16 protein-coding genes are annotated in these 16,951 nt (G+C 67.5%); 9 read left to right on the top strand and 7 right to left on the bottom strand.

Annotated elements, in window-relative coordinates; translation table 11 throughout:
- Nucleotides 1–28 precede the first annotated feature (28 nt).
- Complete coding sequence (locus OG741_RS36670) at nucleotides 29–1,666, bottom strand: cytochrome bc complex cytochrome b subunit (protein WP_405605003.1); 1,638 nt, start codon at nucleotides 1,664–1,666, stop codon at nucleotides 29–31.
- A 337-nt stretch (nucleotides 1,667–2,003) separates the two neighbouring features.
- On the opposite strand from OG741_RS36670, the gene OG741_RS36665 reads away from it, so the two are divergent.
- Together OG741_RS36665 and OG741_RS36660 are read left to right on the top strand one after the other, a co-directional pair.
- On the top strand, nucleotides 2,004–2,711 hold the full coding sequence (locus tag OG741_RS36665; RefSeq protein WP_405605001.1) for a DUF6300 family protein: 708 nt from the start codon (nucleotides 2,004–2,006) through the stop codon (nucleotides 2,709–2,711).
- 237 nt (nucleotides 2,712–2,948) lie between these two features.
- Nucleotides 2,949–4,049 (top strand): mechanosensitive ion channel family protein, encoded by a 1,101-nt coding sequence (locus OG741_RS36660; RefSeq protein WP_405604999.1) that lies wholly within the window; start codon nucleotides 2,949–2,951, stop codon nucleotides 4,047–4,049.
- 37 nt (nucleotides 4,050–4,086) lie between these two features.
- On the opposite strand, the gene OG741_RS36655 is transcribed toward OG741_RS36660, so the two are convergent.
- On the bottom strand, nucleotides 4,087–5,892 hold the full coding sequence (locus OG741_RS36655) for a VanW family protein (protein WP_405604997.1): 1,806 nt from the start codon (nucleotides 5,890–5,892) through the stop codon (nucleotides 4,087–4,089).
- A gap of 359 nt (nucleotides 5,893–6,251) precedes the next feature.
- On the opposite strand from OG741_RS36655, the gene OG741_RS36650 reads away from it, so the two are divergent.
- Nucleotides 6,252–7,247, top strand: coding sequence for an NAD(P)-dependent alcohol dehydrogenase (locus tag OG741_RS36650; RefSeq protein ID WP_405604995.1), 996 nt, complete (start codon nucleotides 6,252–6,254; stop codon nucleotides 7,245–7,247).
- Nucleotides 7,248–7,308: 61 nt separating this feature from the next.
- Here OG741_RS36650 and OG741_RS36645 read toward each other — a convergent pair whose 3' ends face one another.
- A complete protein-coding gene (locus OG741_RS36645) occupies nucleotides 7,309–7,863 on the bottom strand; it encodes a YcxB family protein (protein WP_405604993.1) in 555 nt (184 codons plus the stop codon).
- Nucleotides 7,864–8,055: 192 nt separating this feature from the next.
- The gene (locus tag OG741_RS36640) at nucleotides 8,056–9,585 is read right to left on the bottom strand and encodes a S8 family serine peptidase (protein ID WP_405604991.1); all 1,530 of its coding nucleotides are present in this window, start codon (nucleotides 9,583–9,585) and stop codon (nucleotides 8,056–8,058) included.
- 715 nt (nucleotides 9,586–10,300) lie between these two features.
- Between OG741_RS36640 and OG741_RS36635 the strand changes: the two genes are divergently transcribed.
- Nucleotides 10,301–10,474 (top strand): hypothetical protein, encoded by a 174-nt coding sequence (locus OG741_RS36635; RefSeq protein WP_405604989.1) that lies wholly within the window; start codon nucleotides 10,301–10,303, stop codon nucleotides 10,472–10,474.
- A gap of 23 nt (nucleotides 10,475–10,497) precedes the next feature.
- On the opposite strand, the gene OG741_RS36630 is transcribed toward OG741_RS36635, so the two are convergent.
- The gene (locus OG741_RS36630; RefSeq protein ID WP_405604987.1) at nucleotides 10,498–10,716 is read right to left on the bottom strand and encodes an integrase; all 219 of its coding nucleotides are present in this window, start codon (nucleotides 10,714–10,716) and stop codon (nucleotides 10,498–10,500) included.
- An 82-nt stretch (nucleotides 10,717–10,798) separates the two neighbouring features.
- Entirely contained in the window at nucleotides 10,799–11,011 is a 213-nt protein-coding gene (locus tag OG741_RS36625; protein ID WP_405604985.1) for a hypothetical protein, read from the bottom strand.
- 422 nt (nucleotides 11,012–11,433) lie between these two features.
- Here OG741_RS36625 and OG741_RS36620 point away from each other — a divergent pair, with 422 nt between their 5' ends.
- Nucleotides 11,434–12,165, top strand: a complete 732-nt coding sequence (locus OG741_RS36620) for an XRE family transcriptional regulator (RefSeq protein WP_405604983.1) — start codon at nucleotides 11,434–11,436, stop codon at nucleotides 12,163–12,165.
- Between the two features lie 43 nt (nucleotides 12,166–12,208).
- Here the strand turns inward: OG741_RS36620 and OG741_RS36615 are convergent, their stop codons facing one another.
- Nucleotides 12,209–12,754, bottom strand: a complete 546-nt coding sequence (locus OG741_RS36615) for a hypothetical protein (RefSeq protein ID WP_405604981.1) — start codon at nucleotides 12,752–12,754, stop codon at nucleotides 12,209–12,211.
- 452 nt (nucleotides 12,755–13,206) lie between these two features.
- Between OG741_RS36615 and OG741_RS36610 the strand changes: the two genes are divergently transcribed.
- From OG741_RS36610 to OG741_RS36595, 4 genes are all read left to right on the top strand, one after another.
- Entirely contained in the window at nucleotides 13,207–14,151 is a 945-nt protein-coding gene (locus OG741_RS36610) for a ribose-phosphate diphosphokinase (RefSeq protein WP_405604979.1), read from the top strand.
- 135 nt (nucleotides 14,152–14,286) lie between these two features.
- Entirely contained in the window at nucleotides 14,287–14,910 is a 624-nt protein-coding gene (locus OG741_RS36605) for a histidine phosphatase family protein (protein ID WP_405604977.1), read from the top strand.
- A 162-nt stretch (nucleotides 14,911–15,072) separates the two neighbouring features.
- Nucleotides 15,073–15,405: a hypothetical protein gene (locus OG741_RS36600; RefSeq protein ID WP_405604975.1), complete on the top strand. Its 333-nt coding sequence runs from the start codon at nucleotides 15,073–15,075 to the stop codon at nucleotides 15,403–15,405.
- Nucleotides 15,406–15,565: 160 nt separating this feature from the next.
- Complete coding sequence (locus tag OG741_RS36595; RefSeq protein WP_405604973.1) at nucleotides 15,566–16,936, top strand: NAD-binding protein; 1,371 nt, start codon at nucleotides 15,566–15,568, stop codon at nucleotides 16,934–16,936.
- The last annotated feature ends 15 nt before the right edge of the window (nucleotides 16,937–16,951 follow it).

Here is a 16,951-nt window from a genome sequence, read left to right as displayed (position 1 = left end):
GAGCGCACCACGGCGAGCAGGCGAAGCCTCAATCCTGGCCTTCACCGACAGGCTCGGGGGGAGCAGTGCGCTCCGCGATGGCGGCCTTCTGCTCCTGCGTCGCCGGCAGATCGACACGGTCGCCGTAATACCAGCTGCTCAGAGTTGTTTTCAGGCGCAGCCGACGCGAGAGGGGGCCTTCCGCGGGGAGTTCCAGGGGCATCGGGACCTCTCGCACCAGGAGACGGTGGCGGGTCGCCTTGGAGATGCCGCGATGGCCCTCCTGCAGTCCGCCGTACGGAGACTGAGTCACCTGACCGGTCTCCTCTCCCTTTGTCAGCCGCACCCGGTCGCGCATCTGGAGGGCGAGACAGAGGCGTTTGGTCACGGCGAATGCCACGAGCGGTGCGACCACCAGCGCGATCCGGAGGATCCACGTCATGGTGTTGACGGACACACGGAAGGAAAAGGCGATGACGTCGTTGCCTCCGGCTGCCAGAAGTACGGCGTAGAAGACGATGGCCGCCACGCCGAGTCCCGTGCGGGCCGGGCGGTTGCGTGGCCGGTCGCACAGATGGTGTTCCTTGCGGTCGCCCGTCACCCACTTCTCGAAGAAGGGGTACAGGAACAGGACGGTGAAGACGACGCCGGGCAACGCCACCGCGGGAATGAAAACATTCCACATGATCGTGTGTCCCGCGACGACGGTCTCCCAGGGCGGCATGAGCCGCATGGCGCCCTCCAGAAATCCGACATACCAGTCCGGCTGCGCATCACCGGAAACCTGGTCGGCACGGTAGGGGCCGTAGTTCCACACGGGGTTGATCTGCGCGAAGGCGCCCATGAGGGTCAGGATGCCGAAGATCATGAGAAAGAAGCCGGTGGTCTTCGCGGTGAACTGAGGGAACATCGGCATGCCTACGGCATTTCTGTTGGTCTTGCCCTGAGCAGCCCAGTGCGTGTGTTTGAGATACACGATCAGGATGAGATGAGCGGCGATCAGGGCCACGAGGAGGCCCGGGACGAGCAGGACATGGACGATGTACAGGCGGGGGATGATGATATTGCCCGGGAACTCCCCGCCGAAGATGAACATCTCCAGGTCCGTACCGACGAACGGGATGGACCCCACGATCGTGGCCGCTGTCCTGAGACCGGTCCCCGACAGCAGGTCGTCGGGCAGCGAGTAGCCCGCGAACCCTTCGAGGAGCGCGAGAACGAACAGCGATACGCCAATGATCCAATTGGCCTCTCGCGGCTTGCGGAAGGCGCCGGTGAACAGGATCCGCAGCATATGGACGGCAATGGCGGCGAGGAACACCAGCGCCGCCCAGTGGTGGATCTGACGGATCAGCAGGCCTCCGCGCACGGCGAAGCTGATGTTGAGGGTGGTGGCGTACGCCTGCGTCATTCTCTCGCCGTGCAGGGGCACATAGGGACCGGTGTACGTGCTCTCCATCATGCTTGGATCGAAGAAGAGCGTGAGATAGGTGCCGGTCAGGAGCAGCACCACGAAGGAGTACAGGGCAATTTCACCGAGCAGGAAGGACCAGTGGTCGGGAAAGGCCTTGCGCAGCAATTGCCTGGCGAGCTCGGTGACGGGCAGCCGACCGTCCGCCGCGGTGTACCCGCGGATGGCCGCATCCTCGACTTTGGCTTTCAATTGCGCCTTGCGCTGTTGGAGCATGCACCACTCTCCCGGCGTTCCCGTGCCACGCATCCCGCTTGCGTTGGTACATGGGTAGCACTCACCGAACGGAATCATTCGTGTCGACGCACGGGACTCACAGCCGGTTGGAGCGGTTCTCTCGGGAGTGCCTCGCCCGGGCGCGCGTACCGGGACGGACGTGGGTACTCACGGATCCGAGGGGAGGGGACGGTCCGATGACGGATGGTGCGCGTCTCTACGCCGCTTTCCATCGGCTCAGCTGTCAACATCAATCGACAGGCATGAGCCTCGCACACGGGAGCTCGACCGCGGCCTGGGCTTCGGCCTCCCGCTTCAGCGGACTGCGACGAGGAGGTTGACGCTGCAGATTTCGCGGGCTTTGGTAGGCGCACGTAAGAGCAAGGAGGCCGGCGTGACCCATGTGGAACTCGCAGAGAAGTTGCCGTCGTGTTCACGATGCGGCGGGCCGCTGATCACCAGTGCCGTCATGCCTCAGGAAGATGCGAACGGCTTTCCGATCCACCTCGAACTGTGCTCTTCCTGCGATGCCGACAAACCCGCCGCCGCCGCGCTGCTGTGCTGGTTCGCCACCGGGGGCGGCCACGACATGTCACGCGTAAACGAAGGCGCGGACCTGCTCATGGAGTGGACCAAGGAGGGCATGGCCGAACACGGCTGGTGCTGGTCCGCCCACGAACCGGACGAGGCGCCGGTCGAGCCGGACCGCCCCACTCCGGCCGAGACGAACCTGCAGGTGCTCATGACCCAGGACATCCCCGGCAACATCGCTGACGTCGAACGCCTCCAGGAGATCCGCGACACCCTTCGCACCCAGCTCACCACCGCGACTCCGGAGGAACGCGCACGGCTCCAGGAGGTCATCCGGCGCTTTGGAGAAGCCACCGCGGAGGGCCTGGCCGCCCAGGACCCGACTGCCGCCGAACTGCGCGACGAGGTCCCGCAGCCACCGGATCCCTTGAGCCCGGAGGCTGAACAACGCTTGATGGACCTGCTCCGGCAACTCACGGAAGAGCCGCCACAACAACCCGACACTGACAGCTGACCGCTGTCACGTCACCTGACGCCCCATTACGCGATTCCGAGGGCGGGCCCAACCGCAGCCGTGCCTGCGGCGTGCGGCAGGATGACAGGTCGCGCCGGGTCGGCTCCCTACGTCCCGGTGCGATCGCGCAACCACGCTCCCAGAATGCACAGGTGCCCAAGTGACGACACATCACATACGGATTCCAGCGGCAGCCACCGCCGCCGTCCGTCTTCCCCGTGCAACTGGAGGGACGCGGTGACCCGGGACCTGACCATGCACGACGTGATCGTTGCCGGAATCGCGGTGGCCGCAGGCATCGCGGCCGCGCTGGTACTGCGGGTGATCCTGAGATGGCTCGGCGTACGGGCCGACAGAACCCGTTGGGGCGGCGACGACATCCTCGTCCACGCCCTGCGCGCACTGGCCCCCTGGGCCGCGATCACCGGCGGCGCGGCCGTCGCGGCGTCGGTGCTGCCGCTGAACGGCGGGGTCCAACGCAACGTCACCATGACGCTCACCGCGGTGCTCATCATGGCCGCGACCCTCACGGCCGCGAGGATCGTCGCCGGGCTCGTGCAGGCTCTGGCGCAGTCCAAGACCGGTGTCGCAGGGTCGGCCACGATATTCGTGAACATCACGCGTGTCCTGGTGCTGGCCATGGGTTTCCTTGTCGTTCTGGAGACCCTGGGCGTCTCGATCGCCCCGTTGCTCACCGCGCTGGGTGTGGGGGGTCTGGCAGTCGCCCTGGCCCTGCAGGACACTCTGGCCAACCTCTTCGCAGGTGTGCACATCCTTGCTTCCCGAACGGTGCAGCCCGGTGACTACATCCGGCTCAGCAGCGGCGAGGAGGGCTATGTCGTCGACATCAACTGGCGCAACACCGTCGTGCGCCAGCTCTCCAACAACCTGGTGATCATCCCCAACACGAAGCTGTCCGGCACCAACATGACCAACTTCCACCGGCCGGACCAGGAGATGACGCTGAACGTCCAGGTGGGCGTCGGCTACGAGAGCGACCTGGACCATGTCGAACAGGTCACCATGGAGGTCGTCGAAAGCGTGATGGCGGACATCGACGGCGGTCTGCCCGACCATGAAGCGCTCGTTCGTTTCCACACGTTCGGCGACTCCAGGATCAGCTTCACGGTGATCCTGGGGGTCGGCGAGTTCAGTGACCAGTACCGGATCAAGCACGAGTTCATCAAGCGTCTGCACCGGCGCTACCGTGCCGAGGGCATCAGCGTTCCCGCTCCGACACGGACCATTGCCCTGCAGCAGGGCGAGTTGCCGATTCCCCACCAGCGCTTCTCCACGGAGCCGAAGGCCGCGCCGACGCACGGAGCGCCGCCCGTGTGAGGCGAGCTCGACCTGCGGCGCAGCTGTCGGTTTCGAATCAGCCGAGGGGGGTGCTGTCGCTCGTCGCCGTCGCGGGCGCTGCGTCCGATCCGCCCGCCGGCGCCGATGAGGCCGGGGCCGGTTTCTCCGGGGTGCACGTGACCTTGTCGCGCGGCGTGTAGTGGGTGTCGAAGTTTTCACGCTTGACTTCCCGGCCGTCCTGCACGAAGACCCGGCCGACGGAGACGTCGAACCCTTCGAGTGGGGTCTGGACTTCGCATTCCGGGCCGCTGCCCGTGCGCGTGGCCGGCGGCTTGATGTTCGTGCGCGGCCCCTTGGTCGCACGTATCTCGTCGTACTTCTTCGTGCCCAGGAAGGTGATGGTCACCGATGTGTCAGTGGATTCGGCCTTGATGTAGAGGGCGTGAGGGGAATCGTTGATCCAGCGGAGGTCGAGGGTGCCCCACGCGACCGTGGCCTCGCGGCCCTCGGGGTAGCGCTCGATGTAGAAGGAGTGGGCGCCGTGCTCCACCGGCTTGACGCCCGCGAAGAACATGGCGTTGAACATGGTGGTGGCGACTGCGGAGACGCCGCCGCCGGGCGACTTCACGTACTGACCGTTGTTGATCATGAGGCCGTCGACGAAGCCGTTCTCCTTCGAGCGCTCGCCGACGGTTCGGTTGAAGCTCCACTCCTGTCCGGGGAGGACGACCGAGCCGTTGATGAGTTCCACCGCGCGGCCGATGTTGGTGCTGCGGTACGGCGCCCGCGGGAAAGCGACGGTGAACGAGGAGACCTTCTCCTTGATGCCGAGCCGCTGTGCGGACGCGCTCGTGAACCGCGGGTGGAGCGTTGCGGCGGCTATCTCGCCGGTGCGAGCCGGGCCGGAGCGTGTCAGCAGGGGCACCACGGCCTCGCCGAGTGCCTTCGCGGTGACCTGCCGTCCCACGCCGCTGTCCCGGGCCACCACGACGCGGTCGTCGCCGTCGAGCCGGAGCACGGCATCCTGCGGGCCCTGGGAGGCGTCCCGCACCGGGCGGGAGACAGCGGGGTCGGCGAGCAGGCCCTGGGAGTCGAGGGCCGGCACGAGGCGGTTCGCGCTGTCGGGCTTCATCGTCAGATGCCGGCCGAGCGCGGCGGGGCCGATGGGTATGCGCTTGTCGGCGAGGGTCAGCGTGACGGGGGCGGACATCGCGGGCCGCGCGAACTCCTTCATGGCCCGCTCGGTCTCGTGGGTGCCGATGCGAGGCTGCGTCTGCTTCACCGGCATCACGACGGGCGCGGCATGCGGCGTGCGCAGGTATCCGTCGCGGACGGTGTCCAGGGCCTTGTCCTCGATCACGGCGACGCCGGTGACCGGAGCGACGGCCTTGGCTCCGCCCTTCTCGAACGATATGGCCCCCTCCCGCATCTGCCGCTCGGCGGCCGCAGCGATACGGTCGATAGCCGCCCGGCTCTTGTGCTCGTCCACGCGTACCACCGGCTCGACGTCCCGGCTGTCGGAGGCGAAGAGCCTGCCGATCGCCGTCACCGGGCCGGATCCTGCGCTCGCGGCGCGGTCGGCGGTCGCTGAGGCGTCGAGGGACAGCCCGAGCGCGGCGGGATCGGCCTTCTCGATACGGTCACCGATCTTCAGCGCGACCGGTGCCGCGAAGGCCGGACCGAGCTTCCGGTCCAGGACCCGCTGGGCTTCCGCCCGGCCCATTCCGCCGATGTCGACACCGCGCACCCTTGTCCCCTCGGCGATGTCGTCGCCGGCCACGAGCCCAGCGACGTAGAGGCCACCCAGTCCGAGCACGACAGCCCCACCTGCGACGGGCAGAACCGTCCGCCAGTTGACGGTTCTGCTGCGTACGCGTCCCATGTATCTCCCTGTAGCGCCGACGGGCCGGAAAGGTGCGTCTGGCCGGCCGGAGCCAGACCTGCACAAGCGAATTCGGACAGAATAGTCCAGAAAATGGACTAAATAGGAAGAATGTAATTTCCATCACGATCGAGGACGTCTCCCCGGACGCCTGGCGCGTTACGGGCACCGCACCCGCCCCGAGCGCTCACTTCCATCCACTCAGCGTGAGGAGGTGACGGCAGTCAGTCACCTCGGACGTCACCTAGGGATGGTCCCCGATGTCCGGACCGAGGGCATTCCTCTACGGTCGCGAGGAGTGCGGAGCTTTCCGGCCAGTCGGCCACTCCGTACCGAACTCACGCGTTACGGAGACCCCGATGAAGGCAATCGTCCAGGACCGGTACGGCTCACCTGACGTCCTGGAACTCATGGAGCTCGACAAGCCGTTGCCCGCCGCCAAAGAGGTTCTCGTACGGGTACACGCGGCCGCGGTCAACGCGCGCGACTGGCACATCATGCGCGGGGACCCGTACATCGCGCGGCTGATGCTCCCCTCCGTATTCGGCTTCAGCGGACCCAAGAGGCGAATCCGAGGCAGGGACTTCGCGGGTCGCGTGGAGGCGGTCGGCGCGGAGGTGACACGGTTCCGTCCCGGCGACGAGGTGTACGGCGACCTCGGCAACGCCGATGGAGCGTTCGCCGAGTACGTGTGCGCCCCGGACGGGACGCTGGAGCCGAAACCGGCCAACCTGACCTTCGAGCAGGCGGCCGCGATGCCACTGGCGGGCAACACGGCCCTCATGGGCCTGCGCGACGTCGGGCGAGTACAACCGGGACAGCAGGTCCTGATCAACGGTGCGTCAGGCGGCGTGGGAACGTTCGCCGTGCAGATCGCCAAGTCGTTCGGCGCGGAAGTGACCGCCGTGTGCAGCACCAGAAACGTGGACCTTGTCCGGTCGCTGGGCGCGGACCTCGTCATCGACTACACGCGGGAGGACTTCGCGCGGGGTGGACGGCGGTACGACGTCGTGTTCGACCTGGTGGGCAACCGTTCACTGACCGAATTCCGACGCGCGCTGACACCCGCGGGGACTCTCGTCATGTCTGGCGGAGGCGTGTCCGGCGGCGGCAGTCCTGTCGGGCCGATGGGTCTCCTCATCCGGGGGCAGGCACTGTCACCCTTCGTCCGCCATCGGCTGCTCGCACTCACGGAGTCGCCGGGCAGGGAGAACCTCGCGGCACTGAGGGAGCTCGCCGAGTCCGGAAAGGTCACCCCGGTCATCGACCGGACGTACCAGTTGAGCGAGGTACCCGAGGCCATCCGGTACCTCGAAGTGGAGCACGCGCGCGCGAAGGTGGTCATCACCGTGTGAGGCGATGGACGGGCCCGTCCGGCGGATCATGCTGACGTCGCAGCCGGCATCCTCACGGGGCTCAGTGCTTCGCCGCGTAGCGGCCGTACCGGTGCAGGCGCCGATCCAGCATCTCGCGCAGCCGGTCGATTCCGGCTGCGGACAGTGCCCGCTTCGGCAGGTACTGCACCACCAGTCTGTGCGGGGCGGGGTTCAGCAGCACGAACCCTGCCGCCGTCTCCACGTACCCGCCTAGGCTCCCCCAGCCCCGGCGGACTTCCATGTCGGTGCCCGCGAACCGTATGCCGTCGCCGGAGTCGGCGACGGTCGCGGTCCACGGCCCGAGCGGGGCGCCCGCCCTGGCCTGCCGAGCGGCCATAACGCCTCGCCTGAGCGGCAGGCCCAGCAACATGCCGCAGAACGTGGCGCCTGCGATCAGGCCGTCGCCGGTGAGGATGAGCACCGCCGCCACGAGGATCAGCGGGCCCAGGAGCCCGAGCAGCCGGGCCTTCGCTCCCTGCGGCACCTGCGCGCGGCCGCGGAACGCGTCCTGCCAGTCCGGCTGCCGCAGCTCGAATCTCAGCTCGACGACGTCGTTGGCATCGATATCGTGCACCACGCCCGAACTCTCGGTCATGGCCCCTCCCAGTCCTCGGTGACGAGCCGTGATCGTAACGCTGAGGTCAGACACCAGGACGTGCGCGCCGGTGAGTTCCGCAAGGAGCGGCAGCGGGTGGTCGAGGGCGGGTGCCCGCTTCGAGGGTGCGGCCGTCTCCGGGCCGGCGCCCTGAGGCCTGCCAGGGCTGCAGGCCTCAGGGCGCTCGGTGGGTCAGTGCTGTGTGACGGCGTCGAGCGCGTTGACGATGCCGTAACCGTAGAAGCCGTTGACCCGCTTGGAGCCCTTGCAGGTCGAGTCTTCGATGCCGTTGCCGTCGGGGTCGTACAGGCCCGTCGGGCAACCCGGGTTGTCCGCCTGGGCCTTGAGCAGTGCCTGCAGGGCCAGCGGGCCGGCCCACGGGTGGGTGCTCTTGAGGAGCGCCGCGACGCCGGCCACGTGCGGGCTTGCCATCGAGGTGCCCTGGAGGAAGGCGTACCCGTTGTTGGGCATGGTGGCCAGGATTCGCCCGTTCTTCGACGGGGTGTCCGGAATCTGGTACTTGTCGCCGCCCGGCGCCGCGACGTCGACGACGCCGTGTCCGTAGCTGGAGTAGTACGACTTCAGGTTCTGCACGCCGGTCGCGGAGACCGTGACGACGCCCGGCAGCTGGGTCGGGATGTCGAAGCACTTGTGCGGGTCGATGGTCCGCGGGACCGGGGTGGTGTCGTCGGGGCTGGAGTCGTCGACGATCGCGTCGGAGTCCAGGTCGTCGTTGGAGTTGCCCGCGGACGCGACGTGCAGCGTGCCCTTGCTCTGCGCGTACAGGGAGGCCCGGTTGACCGCGTCGACGATGGCCTTCTGGTCCGGGTCGTCCATGCAGTTGTAGAGCCACGGGTCGATGTAGTAGCTGTTGTTGGTTATCTCGACACCGTGGTCGGCAGCGAAGACGAACGCACAGACCACGCTCTCCGGGAAGAAGAGGCTGGTCGTCGGGTCGCTGACCTTGATCGAGGCGACCTTGACGCCCGGGGCGACACCGGCCACGCCGATACCGTTGCGGGCCGCGGCTATCTCGCCCGCGACGTGCGTGCCGTGGTAGTCGTCGTTGGTGTACGGACGCCAGGCGCCCTCACTCGTGTCCGCGACCCCGCCCACGCAGTTGGCGGACTGGCTCTTGGAGAAGTTCGCGGCGAGGTCGGGGTGGGTGTCGTCGACGCCGGTGTCGATCACGGCGACGGTGACCTTCCCGCTGCCCGGGTTGATCTTGGCGGCCTTGTCCGCGCCAATGGCGCGCAGGTCCCACTGGTCGGCCTCGAGCGGCTCGGCACCATCTGTGGAGGCCGTACCGGCCTGCGCCTTGGCGCTGTCCACGTACTCCGGGGCGCCGATCTCGGTGGTGCTCGCAGGGGCGAGTGCGGCGGTACGCGTGGCACCCGCGCTCTGTACGCCGTTGACCGTGCGCATCTGCTTGGCGAAGTCGGGGTTCGTCGAGTGGACGACGATGACGCCGATCTTCTCGTGGGTGATGACAATGGTGCCGCCGGCAGCGGCTATGGCCTTCTCAACGGCCTTGATGGTGCCGAGGTTCGCCTTGGTGTTGACCACGTACGAGAGCTTGGGACCCTCCGTGGCCGCCGTGGCAGGGGTGTCCTGAACGGCGGCCTGGGCAGTGCCCGGCAGAAAGCCGAGCGACGCGGTCAGCGCCAGACCGGCCGGCACCGCGAGGGCGGCGCGCAGGCGTCTGGAGCGCAGCTGAGCCATGAAGTACTCCACATCATGAGTGGGGCCGCCCGAAGCGTGTACGCAGGGGCGGGGGTACGTGACGAAGAAAGCTAGCGTCGATCAACTGTGCGTATCAATGGCCAGCGACAACAGGTTTCTTCGTTTACTCCCGTCTCACCCGTAGACATTGCGCCCACGGTCTGATGCCGGAGCCCCCAACTCTCGTCGGCCGTCGCGCCGTCAGGGCATTTCCGGCTCTGCCGCGGCCGGCCCCGGTGGTGTCCCGAGTTCGGGCAACGGTGTGCGGACCCGGTTCACGTCCTCGTCGGACGAGTCGATTTCAGCGCATATGTCCAGACCTGGTACAGGCCCAACGCCCCGTGCCGGCCAAGGAGGTGGAGATCGCCCAGGCCAACTGCCAGGCATGGGAGCCCCGTCCGGTGCGTACGGCAGGCCCGACGGTCGGGGCGGCCGGCACCGTGTGCTCGCTGGCGACCACCGCGTACGGAGTCGGGCGACTCCTCCGCCTCGGCGCCGATCAGCTCGTCGGGCACGCTGACAGCACCCCTCCCGGCGGGGCGCCGCGCTGCTCGTCGGGGAGTGTGCAGGAGGTGGCCACGCTTCCCCGGATCCTCTATCCCGATCGGCGCCGGGACGAGCGCAGGCCCGGTGCCTGTCCAAAATGCGCGCTTCGTGCCCACATGAAAGCCTGGTAGCGGCCCATCGTCCGACATCCGCGCCAGGAGGCACGATCATGGGCAAGAAACAGAGTCGGCAGAACCGCGGCGCCCGCAGCGGCGGCCATGAGCGCAGCACCGTCGCGCAGGCGAAGGAGCAGCAGCCGAATACCTCGGCCGCCCATGATCCGGAGCACCGGATCTCGGAACCGGTCTCCCGTAAGCACGAGCGAAAGTTCGGCCACAACTGACTGGAAATGGCCCTGAGCTGGGGCTATTGACGCCCAGGAAGATCCGAAGGCACATCGAGGGCACTGGAGGGCAGTGCGGCGGCGAACGCGTCGTCCACTGCCCTTCTTGTGTGCTCGGCACTGTCCGGGAACCGGCTGTACACGTTCAAGGTCATGACCGCGTTCGTGTGGCCGAGCCGCTCCGCCACCACCTTGACCGACTCCCCGGCGTGGATAAGCAGCGACGCGTAGGGGCGATGCATCGCGTCCGCCGTATCCCGACGACGGCCTGCTGTACGTGTGGAGCGACGAGTTTGGCTGGACGAAGGTGAGCCGCCTCTGGGGCTAGCCCGGGAAGTCGATGTCAGCCTCGGCCGGAGGGAGCGGGTGATGCCCCTCGGTGTGGTCATTGACCCACCCGCAGACGCCGCAGGCGTAACGGCCGTCCAGCCCCGCGACCCTGGTCCCGCACTGCCTGCACTCGGTCTCGGTGATCTCCGGGGCGACGACGTTCTCAGGTCCGGGCAGCGGGTCCAGCTCCGGTTCCCATTTGCTCATGGCCGCAGGCTACCGTCACCGGGCCCGGGGCGACTCCGGACTGCCAGCCACAGTTCCCGCACAGCCACCCTCCAGACGGCCCCTGCTGCGTACTGGCTCCACACCTAGGACAACCCATGACCACTCCTCTTCCTGCATCGGGGACAGGTGCACGGCGGAAAACGGTCGGTGTCGTCCAGCTTCACCGGCTCGTCCGTGGGTCCTACGGACGTCGCCCTGACGGGCTGTGACTCGCCCGTAGGGCTGATCCGGTAGACCTTGATCGTCATTCCGCCATGTCGCCTGCTCATAGTGGCATCGTGACGCGCCATCAGGGACGTATCTGCCCCCGAACTGCGGACAGTTGGGCCATAGGCCGCTACGGTCAAATGAAAGCCCAAATGTCCCTGGGGGATGCCTTGAACTCTGCCCTACGCTCGGCTATGGCCGACGCTGGCCTGTCGCCCCGCCAGTTAGCGGTACGGGTAGGCGTCAGCGGCAAGACTGTGGAGCGGTGGCTGGCCGACGCCGAGCTGACGCCGCACGCACGGAACCGTACGGACGCCGCCCAGGCGTTGGGAGTCGATGAAGAGATGCTGTGGCCCCAGGCAGTGACGGACCGGATCAAGACCGGCCATGACCGCGAGCTTGTCCACTCGTACCCCTACAGGTCGGCATGTCCATCCACGGTGTGGGCCGAGCTGGTCGCGAACGCCACCGAAGAGATCTTCCTCGCGGGGTACACCAACTACTTCTTCTTCACGCAGCTCCCGGCCTTTGCCGACACACTGCGCCGGAAGACCGAGTCAGGGCGCCGTGTGCGGTTCCTGCTCGGTGACCCGGACGGGGAGGTGACCAGGCAGCGGGAGACCATCGAGGACGTGGCCCTGACGGTGTCCACGCGCATCTGCATGACGCTGGAAGCACTGGACCGCCTGGGGCCGTTGGAAGGGCTGGAGACGCGTTTCTCTGCCGCCGAGGACGCCGTCAATCACGTCAGCTTGTCGGTGTTCCGCTTCGATCATGACGCCATGGTCACGCCGCATCTCGCCCGGCTCGTGGGGCACGACTCGCCGTTGCTGCATCTGCGCCGTCAGGACGAGGGCGGGATGTTCTCGCGGTTCGCAGAGCACGCCGAGGAGCTGTGGGGCAGGGGCGTGCCGGTAGCCGGCTGAACTCCGTCGTCTGAAGGGCACTCGAAGCGGCGATGGGCTTTGGTCACTCGTTAATGCGGACGGCGAACGCGTCCGGTTCGGAGACCGTCTCCTCGTCGTACGTCACGTAGACGATCCGGCCCTTTTCGAACGACGGCGGCAGGTCGTACTCACGGTTGACGATCTTCTTCTGCCCCGGCCCGGGGTCGGTGAGCTGATCCTCGCTCGCCACCACGATGTCGTCGCGGCGAAAGCCGGTGTCATCGACCGCGTACTCCTTGTTCAGGTCGCCTGTCGCCTTGGCGTTGGACACGTTTTCCACAAGGAAGATGACCCCCGTGTTGCCATGGGCAAGGCCATCAGCTCCGATCGCAGGCTGGTGCCGCTTCACGTCCTTCAGCGTGACTTTGTACACGGCGGTGCCGCCGTCCAGAAGGTCAAACCGGTAGGTCGCGGTGTCGCCGATATCCAAGACGGGGATCGTCGGCGTCTGCTGCTGCGTCTGTGTCTCCTCGCGCGGTGGCCCTGGCGACGCGTCGCTGCCGCAAGCGATGCCGCCCGCCGACAGGGCCGCCGCCAAGGCCACCGACGCGGCTGCGGTGTACCGCATGGTCGATCATCTTCTTCGTGTCCGGTGTGTCCATAGTGCGCCGACCGGCTGTCTTCATGCACGGGCGTAGGGTCCCCAGTGCGCTCCATGATCAGGGCACAAGCAGAGCACAGGACACCCGGAAACGCCGGGAACCAACGGGAACTGCCGGGAACCCATTTCCGCAGGCCAGCCGTCCTTTCGGGGAAGCAGTGCAGGTCAACCGGAACCCCTGGATAGTTCGGCCACAACTGATCCTTCGCGACCGTGCAGTCGGCGATCGTCCCCGGTGAAGGCCCTGGATGTACGGTCCGGGCCGGCCGGGGATCAGCTCTGCCCCGGCACGGGTCGACTGGCGCCGACAGGGTGGGCGGCATCTCGGCGGATGCTCTGATTCGGCCTCGATGCTCCCCGGGTGTCAGGGCCAGTAGCCTGTCGGTGGCATCCCGACTCGATCACGCCAGGAGCAGTTCGTGCGAGACATCGCCGTATTCAGCGGTAGCGCCCATCCCGAGCTGGCAGCCGAGGTCTGTGCCCACCTTGGTGTACCGCTCAGTCCCACGCGGGTCAGCCGGTTCGCGAATGACTGCCTTGAGGTCCAGCTGCAGGCCAACTGCCGTGAGCGGGACGTCTTTCTGATCCAGCCGCTGGTCACTCCCGTACAGGAGAACCTCGTTGAGCTGCTGCTGATGTGCGACGCCGCCCGCGGGGCATCGGCGAGTCGCGTCACCGTGGTGATGTCGCACTACGCCTATGCGCGTTCGGACAAAAAGGACGCGCCGAGAATCTCGATCGGGGGGCGGCTGGTGGCTGATCTGCTGGTGGCTTCGGGCGCCGACCGTGTCCTGGCGCTGACCTTGCATTCGCCGCAGGTGCACGGCTTCTTCTCGGTGCCCGTGGATCACCTCCACGCATTGCGTGAGCTGGCCGAGCACTTTCGCGGCTACGACCTGTCGAACACGACGGTCGTGTCTCCGGATCTGGGTAACGCCAAGGAGGCGGCTGCCTTCGCGCGGCTGCTGGGCGCGAAGGTGGCGGCCGGGGCCAAGCAGCGCTTCGCGGATGACCGGGTGAGCATCAGCTCGGTCATCGGGGACGTCGCCGACCGTGATGTGATCGTGCTCGACGACGAGATCGCGAAGGGCAGCACTGTCGTCGAACTCCTCGACCGGCTGAGGGAGTTGGGAGCCCGGTCGATCCGGGTCGCCTGCACCCATGGTTTGTTCGCCGCCGGCGCACTGAAGCGTCTGTCGGATCAGCCCGACGTGCTGGAGATCGTCTGTACGAACACCGTGCCCATCCCGGCCGAGCAGCGCACGGACAAGCTGACGGTCCTGTCGATCGCCCCGGCGCTGGCCGAGGCCATGCGGCGTATCCACAACGGCGAGTCGGTCAGCGCGCTGTTCGACGCCCCGTGACCGGCTGGAGGCCAGTGCCGTCGAAGAGGGCGGTGCCTCTGCCCGCTGCGTTCGTCGGTCGGCGGAACCACCCGGCGCTCGTCAACGTCTGTCCCAGCGTTCGCAAGATCATGAACGCTGACGGAGGACTCGCCCATGGCTGGAACAACTGACCGCTACCTCTACCTCGCTCGGCACGGGGAGGCTTCACCGGATGAGAGCAGGCTGACGGACAACGGCCGCCGACAAGCCGTACTGCTGGGGGAGCGGCTTCGGCGCAGCCCTCTCAAGGCTGTCCACCACGGCCCGCTCCCCCGAGCGGAGCAGACTGCCCAGCTGGTCTGCGACCAGCTCGACGGCGTTCCCCTGAAGTTGTCGGAACCGGCAGGGGATTACATCCCCTACCTGCCGCAGCGAGGAGAGCTGCCTTCGGAATCGGCCGACGCCATGCTTGCCCGCCTGTCCGAGTTCCCGGCCGAAGAGCGCGAACGGGGCCCGGAGTTGGCTCAGGCAGCACTCTCGCAGTTCACTGGACCGGTCGACGGTGACGAGCCTCGCCACGAACTGATCGTCACCCACAATTTCCTCATCGGCTGGCTCGTCCGAGCTGCCCTCAACGCTCCGAAGTGGCGCTGGATGGGCCTGCTCCACGCCAACGCCGCGCTGACCGTCATCCGATACGCGCCCGGCCGGCCCGCTTCCGTGCTCTTCTACAACGACACGGGGCACCTTCCCACAGAGCTTCGCTGGACCGGCTTCCCGCCCGACCTCTGTATCTGAGGGCGGTGATCGACCAATCGCACTGAGCCCGGCGAACGTAGGGACGAGCCGTGTTGTGAAGAGATGATGCTTGAGGGCATTCGGGTGGTTGGCAACCACGGGTGCAACTGAACAGGCACGGCGGGCCTCCTGGCAGTAAGAGACGCAACCCAGGAGTCCCCTATGTACGCTTGGCAGGTTTCTGCACTTCCGTCAGCGCCGCAGCCGTCGGAGATCGACCCCTATCGCTTCCCGGGCGCCCGGGACATCGATGCGCAGTCCGCTCTCACGCCATCGGACAGCTCGGAGGATTTCCTCCTCCCTGCCCCTGACCCGAAGCAGCGGATTCCCTTCACCCTTGCCGCCGCCGACAAGCGCCGCCTGGCAGTGCACACCGTCCTGACCACCAAAGGCGTCGCGCCGATGCCCGGCGACCTCGACGCCATCAAGGCCCTGTGCATGCTGGACGACACAACCCTCACCACCGTCCTGCGATGGATCACCAGCCCCGGCTAGAACACGAATCGGGGATTCACGAGGCGATCGAAGTGGGCCCCTTCGGCCTTGTGCAGTCGTACAGCCAATGGCTCTCCCATCTCAGACACAGGGACGAGCACATACGCGGACCACGCCCCTAGAGTTCTCACCACCTGAGAGGCGAGGGAGTGCATACGCGATGCCCGAGAACGCAGCGCCACAGCAGTACTTCGTGGTGATCGGCAGCGACATGGCGCGCAGAGTCTGCGGTCTGCTGCAGTCGGCCGGGCACCTCGTGCGCCACCTCGAACGTCCCACGGACGAGGATCTGCGCCGGGCGCTGCGCCGGGAGGTGACGGGCGTCGCGGTGCTGCTCGACGACGACGTCGAGTCGTTGCGCTACGCGCTCGCCGTCGAGCACATCCGCCCCGGCCTCAAGCTGGTCGTGACGGTCTTCGACCGGACGGTCGGCGAGCAACTCCTGCGCGTACTCCCGAACTGCCAGGTCACCTCGCCGGCCGATGTCGCCGCACCCGTGCTCCTGGCCGCCTGCCTCCAGCCTGGTCTGCTGAGCCTCAACCGGACACCCGCGGGCCATGTAGGCGCCCGCTGGCAGGACGACACCGTGCACGAGGAGCCGTGGCAGCCACCTCGCTCGCTGCGGTACCGGGCCCGGCTGGGCAGGGTCCGCGGGCAGCTGCGGCCGCACGACGGCAGTTCACGGATCATGCTGACGGGTCTGGCCGGGCTGCTCACGGTGCTGCTGGCCGACTGGGCCTGGGCCGTGGCCTTCCACCACCGCCCGCCGGTCCAGGCGCTGTTCGAAGCGGCGCGCACCGTGTCCGCCGTCGGCCCGGCAGCCGCCCATGGTTCGGACACCTATCTGGCTTTCTCCGCCGTCGCGATGCTCGTCACCATTGTCTTCACGGCGGTCTTCACCGCGGGCATGGTCGATCGCCTGCTGGGACCGCGCGCGGTCGGCATCGTGGGGTCCCGGGCCCTGCCGCGGGCGGGGCATGTGGTGGTCGTCGGGCTCGGACAGGTCGGCCTGCGTCTGTGCACCCAGCTGCAGGCTCTGGGCATCGGCGTGATCGCTGTCGAGCGGAATCCGGCGGCGCCGAACCTGCGGCTGGCCAGGGCACTTGGGGTGCCCGTAGTCGTAGCCGATGCGACCGACCGGTTCGTGCTGAGCAGGCTCGGTCTGCGGCAGGCGCAGGCTCTGGCCGCCGTGGCCTCCGACGACCTGGACAACATCGCCGTATCGGTGACGGCCCTGGCGGTCGCGCCCGAGTTGCGTGTGGTCATGCGCGCGGGCGAGCACGAGGCCATCGCGGAGACCCGCTCCCTGTTCCGGATCGGCGACGTCCACGACCTCAACAGCCTGACCGCCGCATATACGACCGCGAGTCTGAGCGGGCTGCGGCCGCGGGGCGTCGTGGCACACGGCAAGCAGCTGCTGGTGCAGTGCGGGGACGGGGCTTTCGTACCGTGGCCCGTGGCGGACCGCTGCGATCACCCGCAGGAAGGCGACGTCCGCGCGGAGATCGCCGCCGCGCATCTCCCGGGCTGACTCCGCCGCACCCCT

It is taken from the genome of Streptomyces sp. NBC_01410, from assembly GCF_045040195.1.
In the GTDB taxonomy this organism is placed as follows: Bacteria; Actinomycetota; Actinomycetes; order Streptomycetales; family Streptomycetaceae; genus Streptomyces.
Note: the sequence above shows the minus strand (reverse complement) of the source record. Positions and strands in the feature narration are given on the sequence as shown.